Annotated in this window: 12 protein-coding genes; 8 read left to right on the forward strand and 4 right to left on the reverse strand. The window is 72.2% G+C overall.

Features of this window, described 5'->3' with window-relative positions:
* Window positions 1–99 precede the first annotated feature (99 nt).
* A complete protein-coding gene (locus tag ABTY15_RS38810; RefSeq protein ID WP_502893688.1) occupies window positions 100–1044 on the reverse strand; it encodes an alpha/beta hydrolase in 945 nt (314 codons plus the stop codon).
* A gap of 165 nt (window positions 1045–1209) precedes the next feature.
* Between ABTY15_RS38810 and ABTY15_RS38815 the strand changes: the two genes are divergently transcribed.
* The 4 genes from ABTY15_RS38815 (at window position 1210) to ABTY15_RS38830 (ending at window position 4123) form a co-directional block, all read left to right on the forward strand.
* A complete protein-coding gene (locus ABTY15_RS38815) occupies window positions 1210–1791 on the forward strand; it encodes a TetR/AcrR family transcriptional regulator (RefSeq protein WP_350607075.1) in 582 nt (193 codons plus the stop codon).
* 101 nt (window positions 1792–1892) lie between these two features.
* The gene (locus ABTY15_RS38820) at window positions 1893–3152 is read left to right on the forward strand and encodes an MFS transporter (RefSeq protein WP_350607077.1); all 1260 of its coding nucleotides are present in this window, start codon (window positions 1893–1895) and stop codon (window positions 3150–3152) included.
* Between the two features lie 61 nt (window positions 3153–3213).
* Window positions 3214–3723, forward strand: coding sequence for an Imm50 family immunity protein (locus tag ABTY15_RS38825; protein WP_350607081.1), 510 nt, complete (start codon window positions 3214–3216; stop codon window positions 3721–3723).
* Entirely contained in the window at window positions 3716–4123 is a 408-nt protein-coding gene (locus ABTY15_RS38830) for an Imm50 family immunity protein (RefSeq protein WP_350607084.1), read from the forward strand. Before ABTY15_RS38825 ends, ABTY15_RS38830 begins: the two co-directional genes overlap by 8 nt.
* A gap of 34 nt (window positions 4124–4157) precedes the next feature.
* On the opposite strand, the gene ABTY15_RS38835 is transcribed toward ABTY15_RS38830, so the two are convergent.
* Window positions 4158–4781 carry a TetR/AcrR family transcriptional regulator gene (locus tag ABTY15_RS38835; RefSeq protein ID WP_350607089.1) on the reverse strand — a complete coding sequence of 208 codons (624 nt, stop codon included), beginning with the start codon at window positions 4779–4781 and terminating at the stop codon, window positions 4158–4160.
* A gap of 136 nt (window positions 4782–4917) precedes the next feature.
* Between ABTY15_RS38835 and ABTY15_RS38840 the strand changes: the two genes are divergently transcribed.
* On the forward strand, window positions 4918–5487 hold the full coding sequence (locus tag ABTY15_RS38840) for an ester cyclase (RefSeq protein WP_350607092.1): 570 nt from the start codon (window positions 4918–4920) through the stop codon (window positions 5485–5487).
* A gap of 178 nt (window positions 5488–5665) precedes the next feature.
* On the opposite strand, the gene ABTY15_RS38845 is transcribed toward ABTY15_RS38840, so the two are convergent.
* Together ABTY15_RS38845 and ABTY15_RS38850 are read right to left on the reverse strand one after the other, a co-directional pair.
* A complete protein-coding gene (locus tag ABTY15_RS38845; RefSeq protein WP_350607095.1) occupies window positions 5666–6097 on the reverse strand; it encodes an NUDIX hydrolase in 432 nt (143 codons plus the stop codon).
* A gap of 33 nt (window positions 6098–6130) precedes the next feature.
* Window positions 6131–6766 (reverse strand): SDR family NAD(P)-dependent oxidoreductase, encoded by a 636-nt coding sequence (locus tag ABTY15_RS38850; protein ID WP_350607099.1) that lies wholly within the window; start codon window positions 6764–6766, stop codon window positions 6131–6133.
* 138 nt (window positions 6767–6904) lie between these two features.
* Between ABTY15_RS38850 and ABTY15_RS38855 the strand changes: the two genes are divergently transcribed.
* The 3 genes from ABTY15_RS38855 to ABTY15_RS38865 are packed head-to-tail and all read left to right on the forward strand — an operon-like array spanning window position 6905 to window position 10604.
* The gene (locus ABTY15_RS38855; protein ID WP_350607102.1) at window positions 6905–7231 is read left to right on the forward strand and encodes a MazG-like family protein; all 327 of its coding nucleotides are present in this window, start codon (window positions 6905–6907) and stop codon (window positions 7229–7231) included.
* The gene (locus ABTY15_RS38860) at window positions 7228–9231 is read left to right on the forward strand and encodes an ATP-binding cassette domain-containing protein (protein ID WP_350607106.1); all 2004 of its coding nucleotides are present in this window, start codon (window positions 7228–7230) and stop codon (window positions 9229–9231) included. Before ABTY15_RS38855 ends, ABTY15_RS38860 begins: the two co-directional genes overlap by 4 nt.
* Window positions 9228–10604, forward strand: coding sequence for an NUDIX hydrolase (locus ABTY15_RS38865; RefSeq protein ID WP_350607112.1), 1377 nt, complete (start codon window positions 9228–9230; stop codon window positions 10602–10604). The genes ABTY15_RS38860 and ABTY15_RS38865 overlap by 4 nt, the downstream gene beginning before the upstream one ends.
* The last annotated feature ends 114 nt before the right edge of the window (window positions 10605–10718 follow it).

The following is a 10718-nucleotide window of genomic DNA, read 5'->3' on the forward strand; positions in this document are numbered from 1 at the left end:
GTGGCCACGGCCGAACAGGAGGGCTGACCGCGCCTCCTGCGCGCGGGCCGCGACGACCGGGCCACCAACGACTCGCCGGCGAACAGGATCACCGGTGGGTCAGGCGGTTCGGGGAATCACGCCGTCCGCAGAGCGGCCGAGGGCGTTCCGGAGGAACTCGGTGATCTCCGCCCGTGCCGCCTCGGCCTGCGGTACCACGGCCGGCATGCTGACGAAGGCGTGCGTGGTCTCGGGGAACTCGGTCAGCCGCGTGGGTGTCCCGGCCGCGCGCAGGCGCTCGGCGTAGCGGCGGCCGTGGTCGGCCAGCGGGTCATGGGTCGGTACCACCACCAGCGCCGGGGCGAGTCCGGCGAGACTGTCGGCGTGCAGCGGAGACAGCGCGCGGGGATCGGTTCCCGAGGGGACGGCGAGCCGGTGCAACAGCCGCAGTTGGGGAACGGTCAGGGTCGGGCTCTGGGCGTGCTCGGCGACCGAGGGGTGGTCGAGCATCGTCCCGGTCACGTCCGCGACGGGGTTGACCAGCACCTGCGCCCGCAGTCGCAGGTCGGCCTGCCTGGCGCGGATGGCGGCCAGGGCGGTGATCAGTGCGCCGCAGCTCTCGCCGAACACGGCGACGCGCGCCGGGTCGATGCCCCAGTCGGCGGCATGTCGCACCAGGTGGTCGAGCGCGTCCCAGCCGTCGTCGGCGGCGGCCGACAGCGGAGTGTCCGGGGCGAGGAGACGGTGCTCGACCGAGACGACGAGGGCCGGCAGCCGGGCGGCGAGATGGCTGTTGATCCAGTCGCTCTGCACCGCCGTGCCCACGAACCCGCCGCCGTGGACGTGGAGTACGAGGGGCAGGGCCGCCGCCCGATCGGCGGTGCCGGTGCCGGGTTCCGGCACCGGCCGGTGGATCCGGACCGGCAGGCGGCGGTCGGGCAGCGTCAGCGACTGCCAGTCGATCGCGGCACCGGGGTCCGGCATCCCGGTGATTGCCCGCATCGCGGGCGACGCCCGCCTGCGGTTCTCCGCCTCGCGGTAAGCGGCCAGTTCCTCGGTGGTCATCGCGGCCCAGTCCGGCTCGCCCCCCAATGCCTGCTGCCGTAACCCGCTGCTGCTCGCCGACGGCTGCCGCGCACCGCTGTCCCCGCTCATGCCTTCTCCTCCCCGCATGGTTTCGCTACCTCAGGTATCGATACCTAAGGTAGCGGAACTCGCTATGGTGAGGGAATGACGAGAACGCCTCCTCCCGCCCGACCACCCGGACGCCCGCGCGCCGGCCTCGACGCCGAGGTCTTCACCGCCACCCTGAACACGGTCCACGACATCGGCTATGCGCGCGCCACGGTCGAGCGCATCGCCGCCGCGGCCGGCATCGCGAAGTCGACGGTCTACCGCCGCTGGCCGTCCAAGGGCGCGCTGATCGTGGACTGCCTCCTCGACGCGTTCGGCCCGCTCCCGCTGAAGGGGGGCGCCGACCGGGCCGAGCTCATGTCCTCGACCATCCGCTGGATCGCGGCGACGATCGGTGAGCCCGGAGTGGGCGACGCGTTCGCGGGCGTGTTCAGCGACGCCGTCAGCGATCCGGCCCTGCGCGAGATCCTCTCCACACGGTTGCAGGACCCCTACCGCCTCGCCCTCCAGGACGCGCTCGACGAGCCGGAGCACAGGGTCCTGTTCTTCATCGACGTCGTCGTCGGCACCCTGCTCCACCGGATGGGCATGACCGGCGAACCGATGGTCGATGCCGATGTGGATGCCCTGGTCGCGATGATGCTGCCGCACTTCGCCCGCGATGCCGGCCTGACCTGACCTCGCCTGACCTCACCTGACCTCACCTGACCAGACGGACAACAGCTCACGCACCACCCGCTGATCACCGACTCTGACGACCCACGAGAACAGGAGGCGCCGTGCCGCGCTCCGAACCGCTGCCGCGCACCGAGCCACTGCCCCGCACCGTCCGCCTGCTGTTACTCGCCCGGGTCGTCAACCGACTCGGCGCCTTCTCGCTGCCCTTCCTCACCGCGCTGATCAGCACCGACCACGGCGCGAGCCTGACCACCGCCGGGCTGGTCAGCGCCGCCTTCGGGCTCGCGACAATCCCCTCACGGCTGGCCGGAGGACAGCTGGCCGACCGGATCGGCCGGCGCACGACCATCGTGCTCGGGCTCTGCGGGTGCGCCGTCGCGCAGCTGGCGATCGCGGCCTCCACCTCGCTCCTCTGGGCAGTGGCCGGGGCGGTGCTGCTCGGGCTGGCCTTCGAGCTCTACGAGCCGCCCAGCCAGGCGATCATCGGCGAGTCCGTGCCGGAGCAGCACCGGGTGCGTGCGTTCAGCCTGTTCAGCGCAGCGCTCGCGGCGGGAGGCATGGGCGCCGGGCTGCTCGCCGCCCTCCTCGGCCGCTGGGACCTGCGCTGGCTCTTCGTCACCGACGCCGCCACCTGCCTGGCCTGCGCACTGCTGATCCACCTGGCCCTGCCCCGTGACCGTCCCGAACCACCCTCCGCGGACCAGGACGACACCGCCGTACGACCGCTGCGCGACCGCGCCCTGCTGAGCGTCCTGGCCACCGGAACTGCCTACGCCCTGATCAACCAACAGACCGTGATCACCCTGCCGCTCGCACTCGCGCGCAAGGGCCTGCCCGCCGCCGACGCCGGGCTGCTGTTCACCGCCGCCGCAGCCACCACCGTGCTCGCCCAGCCGCTGATCCGCCTGCCCCGCGTGACCCGGCTCACCACGCCCGTCGCCCTCGCCCTCGCCCACCTGCTCCTGGCCACGGGGCTGACCGGCTACGCCCTCACCCGCACCCTGCCGGCCCTGCTCGCGTCGGCCGCCGTGATGAGCCTCGGCGACCTCCTGGTCATGGGCCGCATCTACGCACTCGTCACCGACCTCGCCCCACCCCGCGCAAGCGGCCGCTACCTGGCCGTCTTCGGTACCAGCTGGGGGATCGCCGCGACGCTCGCACCCGTCCTCGGCACCCAGTTGCTCGCCCACGCGGGGACGACCGCACTGTGGTCCGCGATGGCCGCGTTCTGCCTGCTGCTCGCCGCCCTGCACCTCCGGGTGACACCGGAGTCGGCCCGGTCAGCGAAACGTCACGCACGTCACGCACCGCGGGAGCCCAGGCCGGCCGAGCCGGCGGCTGCACCCAGCCCGCGACGCTGACCACCAGCGAACGGTGTATCCATCTGAGGAAAGACGTGACCGCACAGTGGAGGGACCGCCCTTGTCCGCCGTCGCATGGCCGGAGCTCCTGGTCCACTCCGAGCGGTTCACCGCGCTCTACACCGAGTTGCCGCCCTTGGCGCACCTGGTTCTCAGATCGGTGCACCTGAGTCCGTACGGCCCCGCCGTGACGTTGCGAGTCGAGTTCCCGCGCTTTCCGGACCTCGCTCCGTCGGACTGGACCGAAGCCGGCTGTGACCGGTTCGAGGCCCAGCTCGAGTTCACGGCCGTGGGTGAGGACCTGCGGATGCGGGGCGTCCCCATGAGCACCGTGGTCGACGTCGAACTCGGTCCGCACGTCCAGTCCCCGGAGCGACGGGTCAGAGTCGCGGTGAGCGGTCCGGGGTTCTCACTGGACTTCACCGCGCACGCCGTCAAGGTGGGCCGTCCCAACGCCTATCGCTCCGACGACGCTGACCCGTACACGGCTCGGCGATGGTTCGTGAGTCCCCTCGACCGACGCCTGTACCGGGTGCTGCCTCCCACGACCGCGAAGGTGTTCTATGAGTGAGCGTGACAGTGACCGTGACTGGTCCGCCGAGCTGGCCAATCCCGAGACGGTCCGCGAGGTCCTCGGCTCACCCCCGCCGCCGCTGAGCGACTACCACCTGGACTCCGTCCTCGTCGACGAGCGCGAGGCGTCGGTCACGTTGAGGTTCTCCGCGTTCGCCGTCCCGGTCGGTGCCGCAGACCTGTGGCAGGCGCGGGGCCACAACGCGGTCGAGTTCGTGCTGGTCTGCATCGGTGTGACGAACCTGGAGGTCGACGCGTGGTCCGGCTGGCCCACCACAGCCGCCACCCTCGCGGGTGGACGCGTCGTGCTCGCCGGCCAGGACAAGCGGGTGTCCTTCGAGACCGCCGAGATCCGCGCTCAGCCCCCGGTCGGGCGCCTGTCGAGTCGAGCGCAGTGACATTTCACGAAGGCCAAGGGTCGGGCTGAGCGGATCACGCCGTCCGTAGGGTGGCGAGGGCGGTGCGGAGGAGGAAGGCTTCGGCGCGGTCCCAGGGCCAGCCGTTCTCGGCGACCAGGGTGCGCCAGCCGCCCGGGCCGAACCAGAACCACAGCAGGTCCGCCGTCTCCTCCTCCCTCTCCGGGTAGGCGGGCGGCGGCGCCAGGGTGTGCAGGTGGTGCGCGGCGGTGCGCAGGGCGGTGCGGTAGTCGGCGGTGGCACGTTCCCAGAGGGCCTCGCCGTCCTCGTGCGACGGCAGCGCCTTGTGGATCGCCTCGTGCACGGTGAACATGCCCTCGTTCCCCGCCCGGGTGCCGTGGGCCAGCGCCCTGAGCACGGACTCCGGGTCCCGCTCGGCGAGCACGGCGCGCATCGCCTGCTCGTAGCCGGAGGCCCGTACGGCCGTGTCGACGATCTCGTTGAGGATGTCGCCCTTGCTGCCGGCGCTCGCGAAGACGGCCTTCGAGGAGACGCCCGCCTCGGCCGCGATGTCCGCGACGGTCACCCGCCCGTAGCCGCGCTCGGCGAACAGCCGGGTCGCCGACTGGAGGATCTGCGCGCGCGTCTGGGCGGCGGCCTCTTCCCGCCGGGGCGAGACGTACTTGCGTTTGGTCGGCATGGGGTCAGCGTAGCTCGTTGAAGTGCTCCACCTATTCAATAGGTGAGGTGTAACCTGAATATCGGTCAGGGCAGAGCCCCCGACGCGTGACCCACGCACGCCCACGCACGATCCACGCACGAGAGGACCGAACCCGATGGGAATGTCACCCGAGGACGCGGCCCGCGGCCTCTTCACCGTCCTGGCGACCGGGGACGCGGCCCTGGCCGCAGCCGTCGTGCACCAGGACTTCGTCAACCGCGAGGCGGTCGTCTCGCCCGCCGCCTGCTCGATCCCCGGGCCGGCAGGCGTCCTGGCGTCCGGCGCATGGCTGCGCGCCGCCTTCACCGACCTGAGCTTCCCCGTCACCGACCTCGCCCACAACGGCGACCAGGTGTGGATCCGGCTGCACATGCGGGGCCGGCACACCGGCCCCTTCGTCCGCTACCGCGACGGCGCACTCGACCAGGCGATCCCGCCCACCGGGGTCGAGATCGACTCCGAGCAGGTCCACGTCCTGCACCTACGGGACGGCAAGGTCGTCCGCCACGAGGCGATCCGCGACGACGTCACCCTGCTCGCGCAGCTCGGCGTCCTTCCTCCGGGCCCCACCGTCCAGCACATCCACGACTGGCACGAGTCCGGCCGCGCCGCCGACGCCGCCACCCAGATCGCCGAGGCCGCCGCCCGCGCGGCGGCCACCGCCCGCGAGCACACGCCCGGCTGAGGACGTGTCGGGTGGCCGGGTGATCACCCGCCCCTGAGGCCGTCGGCGAGGCGGCGGCCTCAGGGGCACGCGCCTCGCCGACGAATGAGCCCGGCTCTCGACGAAGGCTCGGCAGATTTCGTCGGGCTGGGCCAGGCCAGCGACGAGGTCGAGGGTTCGGCCCAGCATCCGTTTCGGGCTACCTGCTTGCGAAGAGCTCTCCGCGTTCGACGGCTTCGCGCAGGACGACGGCGATCTCCTGCGGCAGGAGGTTGATCGCGTCGAGGGCTTCGGTGGTGAGAGGGACTTCCTCCAGGAGGTACTCGCCTCGGCCTTCCTGACTGAACTCGGGGCCGGTGCGGTCTTCGAAGCTCCACTTGTGGATGGTGGCGAGGTAGAAGTCCTGGCGTTCCTCCTCGGTTTCAATGGTGTGGAGGAGACTGACGATCTCGGCTTCGCCGGCGATCTCTTCGCGAACCTCGCGCCGCAGGGCGTCCTCGGGGCTGGTGTCGGTCGGTTCGATCTTTCCGCCGACGATCACCCAGTACGGGTCGATGCCGGGGCGAATTCGCTTGATCAGCAGCATGGTGTTGTTCGGGGTGAGGAGGACGGCTCGGACGCGGTGCTGCACGGTGGTCTGCTTTCTATTCAGCGGGACGGCCGGTCAGTGGAGGAGCCAGCCGCCGTCGACGTGCAACGACTGGTCGGTGATGAAGGACGCGCTCGGGCCGGCGAGGAAGGCGACGGCGGCGGCGACGTCCTCGGGGCGGCCGCGGCGCTGGACGCACTGGCGGCGGATCTGATCCTCAGGTCGGGCACGGTGGTGGGCGGGCAGGTCGTTCTCCGCCTCGACCTGGATGGCCCCGGGGAGGACAGTGTTCACGCAGATTCCGTCCGGGCCAAGTTCCCTGGCCAGCGACCTGGTGAGGCCGAGCAGTCCGGCCTTGGCGGTGCTGTAGGCGGTGAGCCCTGGCCGGCCGGCACGGGCGTTGACGCTGCCGATGTTGACGATGCGCCCCAATTGGCGCTCGGCCATGCCAGGGGCGATGGCCCGGCAGGTCCGGTAGTGGATGGTCAGGTTGGTCCCGATGGCTCGGTCCCACTCGTCTTCGCCGAGCTGCTCCCAGGGGATGCGCGGGCAGGCGCCGGCGTTGTTGACGAGGATGTCGATCGGGCCGAGTTCGGATCCGACCTGGCTGGTGAGTGCGGCGACAGCGTTGGGGTCGGTGAGGTCGGCGCTGACCTCAGGGGCACGCGCCTCGCCGACGAATGAGCCCGGCCGAATGAGTCCGGCGCCCACGGCATACCGCAGGGCGCCGCTTGACCCCACCCCGCCGCGCTCCCCGGGTGGGGAATCGAAAACGCCGCGTTCACCCGGGGCTCGCCCGGAACCGCCCGGCTTGATCGAGCGATTCGAACAGCGGCAGGATCCAGCGTCATGACGGACCCCTGGGAGATCCTCAACTCCCTTGCAAATAAGCTGAATTCACTTTCAACTGCGCCCCGCGAGCAGGCCCTGCTCGGCCAGGCGCTCAAGCTCAGTGAGGAGACCGGCGAGGTCGCCGAAGCCGTCATCGGGGCGCTCGGCATGAATCCCCGCAAGGGCCACTCCCACGACTGGGACGACGTCCGGGCCGAGGCCTGCGACGCGGCCGTCACCGCCCTGATCCTGATCGCCCGCACCGGCGCGGACCCCCGCGACCTCTTCGAGAGCCACCTCCAGTACCTTCACAACCGGTCACTCACCCGGGAGGCGACCGCTTGACCACCACCCCGCTCGACCAGGCGGCCACCGAGGCCGCCGCCGCCGATGACGCCGCCGACGACGACACGGCGATGATGGAGTACCAGCCGTCCGGCAGCGACACCGAGATCATCAGCGGACGCAAGACCACCCTGCGGGCGACCGCCCGCGCCCTGCCCCGGCTGACGCTCCTCGCGCTGCGGCTGGGCGTGCGGGCCGACCCGCGTTCGCTGGTCGTCCTTCTCGCCTGCTCGGCCGTCGCCGCCGCCGCGAACGCCTTCGGCCTACTGGCCACCACCGGCATGATCACCCACCTGGTGTCCGGCACCGGGCCGGTCTCCGACCGCATCGCCGACTCCACGCCCGCCATCGCTGTCCTGGCCGCCATGTCCGCCGCCTCCGCGCTGCTGACCATCGTCGGCGACTGGGTGGCCGACCGGATCGGCCCGAAGATCGCCCGCACCGCCGAGCTGGAACTGATCGACGCCGCCACCCACGCCGAACTCGTCGCCTACGACAGCCCCCGCTTCCAGGCCGCCTGGGACGCCGCCGACCGCGGCGCCGGCTCGACCCGGGACCTGATCTCCCAGGTCAAGGACGTCCTCACCTACGCCGCCAGCCTTGGCGCGGTAGGCGTGGTGATCGCCACGATCCACCCCGTGCTGCTGCCGTTGCTGGTCCTCGCCGTCATCCCGCAGGCCATGGCGCGCACCGCCTCCGCCACCGCCTTCTACCGGGCGATGCTCTCCGTGTACGGGCCCAACCGCGCCGCCTCCGTGCTCCGCTGGTTCCTGTGCGACCGGCGCTCCGCCGCCGAGGTCCGCTCCAACACGCTCGCCCCCTTCCTGCTCGCCCGCTACCGGCGTGCGGTCAAGAAGATCACCGACGCCACCGACGCCGCCGCCCGGCGCGGCGCCCTGCTCAGCGTGTGCGGCTCCGCCGCCTCCGGCATCGGCGCCTGCCTGGTCTGGGGCGGACTCGCCTGGCTGCTCGCCACCGGCCACGTCTCCCTCGCCCAGGCCGGGACGGCCGTCATCGCGCTGCGCTCCGCCGCCGGCAACCTGCACGGCGCCGCGAACTACGCGGCGGCCGTCCACCGCACCGGCCTGTACGTGGGCGACTGGAAGACGTTCATCACGATGGCCCACGCGCAGCGCCTCGACCGGGGCACCGCAGCGCCGCCGGCCCGGACCGCGCTGATCGAGGCGAAGGGCGTCACCTACACCTACCCCGGCTCGGGGCGGCCCGCGCTGCGCGGCGTCGACTTCCGCGTCCGCCGGGGCGAGATCGTCGCCGTCGTCGGCGTGAACGGCGCGGCCAAGTCCACCCTGATGAAGCTGCTCTGCGGCCTCACCCTGCCCGCCGAGGGCGCGGTCACCTGGGACGGCCACGACACCCGCGACCTCGACCCGCAGCAGCTGTGGGCGCGCACGGCGTTCGTCCAGCAGGACTTCAGCCACTGGCCGCTCACCGCCCGTCAGAACATCACGCTGGGCCGGCCCACCGCCCGCGGCGACGAAGCCGTCCGGGAGGCCGCCGCGGCCACCGGGGCGGACGAGGTGATCGCCGAACTGCCGAACGGCCTCGACACCCTGCTGGCCAGGGACTTCTGGGGCGGCACCGACCTCTCCGAGGGCCAGTGGCAGCGGATGGTCACCGCCGCCGCGTTCCACCGCCAGGCGTCACTGCTTATCCTCGACGAGCCGACCAGCGCCATGGACCCGCGCGCCGAGCACCGCATCTTCACCGGCCTCGCCCGGCTCGCCGAGGACCGCGCGATCGTCCTGGTCACCCACAACCTGGAGAACACGCGGGTCGCGCACCGCATCGTCGTGCTCGACCACGGGCAGGTCATCCAGGAGGGCGGCTTCGCGGAACTGTCCACCACCCCGGGCATGTTCGCCGACCTGCGGGCCCTCCAGCACGACCGCGGCCCGCAGCACGCCGGCGGCCCGCAGCACGGTGGGCAGCTTCCCGCCGAGCAGCTCCCCGCCCAGCGCACCGAGAGGACCGAATTGTGATCACGCTGAAGTTCCTGGCCGACCAGGCCATCGCCGAAGGCTTCGACAAACTGGCCGCCGGCACGGTCGTCCTCGACACCGAGGGCCGCGTCCTGCTGCTGCGCCGCCGCGCCGACGACGTGCTGCCCGGCCTGTGGGACTACCCGGCGGGCGGCCTGGAACCGGGCGAGGACCCGCTCATCGGAGCCGTCCGGGAGCTGTACGAGGAAACCGGCCTGCGCCGCAGCGACCTCGACACCGACCTCGCGTACGTACGCGCCCTCGACTTCGTCAACACCCGCGGCCGGCGCACCCGCCAGTTCGTCTTCACGGCCACCGTCCCGGCGGGCACGCAGGTGAGGCTCGCCGAGCACGACGCCGCCACCTGGGCCGAACCGGACCGCCTCCCGCCGACCAGCGACGGCTACCGGGAGGTGCTGGACCACCTCCTCCGGCTCCGTACCCGCCCGCGCTGGCAGCCGGTCGGCAGCTACGTCCAGGGCCTGGCCGGCTTCACCGCCTACGGCTGCTTCTACGTCACCGACGAGGACGACCGCCCGCTGTGCCTGCGGTCCGCCCTCAACCCCGAGGACTGGCAGTGGCCCGGCGGCGACACCGATCCCGGGGAGACCCCGTGGGACACGGCGCTGCGCGAGTTCCGGGAGGAACTGGGCTTCGACCTGGCGGAGGTCAACCCCGAGATCGTCGACGAGCGGCGGCTCCTGGCGGTGGTCCACCTCGACCCGACCCCGCAGTGGCCGACCCAGAAGGTCGGCCACATCTTCCACGGCGGCCGCCTCACCCGCGAACAGCTCGACCGGATCGTCCTCGACCCGGCCGAGCACACGACGTGGGACGTCGACTCGCTCCACGGCTGGTCCGGACGCATGCGCCCCGCCGACTACCTGCGCCTGATGCAGACCGACCGCGCCCGGCGCTCCGGGCAGACCCTGGTCGTCGAGCGGTCGGACCAGGGCGCGCTCGACCGCCACGGAGCACCGCGCGACTTCGAGGGCGTCACCGTGTTCGTCACCGACCCGGACCGCACCCGGCTGCTGCTGAACCTGCGCGACGACCGCCCGGACATCGCCTACCCGGCGATGTGGACCCCGATCGGCGGCTGGCGGGAAGGCCGGGAGAACGCCTTCGAGGCCGGTGCCCGCGAGGTCCTGGAGGAAGCCGGCATCCACATCCGGGACCTGCGGACCATCCCCGGGCCGAGGCACGAGAGCCTCCACGAGACCAACGTCCCCCTCCACGCCGTCTTCGACGGCACCGACGCCGACCTCGTCCTCGGCGAAGGACAGGCCGTCCGCCTGGTCCCGCTCGCCGAGGTCGCCTCCCTGGACGTGCCGCCGTACCTGGACCACTACCTGCGGCTGCTCGAAGCCTGAACCCCGGGGCCGCGGAACCCCGGAACCAGGACACGGCAGCGCCGCGGTCGGTGGCGGGCCGGCCGAGGAGATCGGCGGACGGCTGAAGCTGCGGATCGGCGGCTCCACCATCAC

Source organism: Kitasatospora sp. NPDC097643, assembly GCF_040302625.1.
Classification (GTDB): Bacteria; Actinomycetota; Actinomycetes; order Streptomycetales; family Streptomycetaceae; genus Kitasatospora.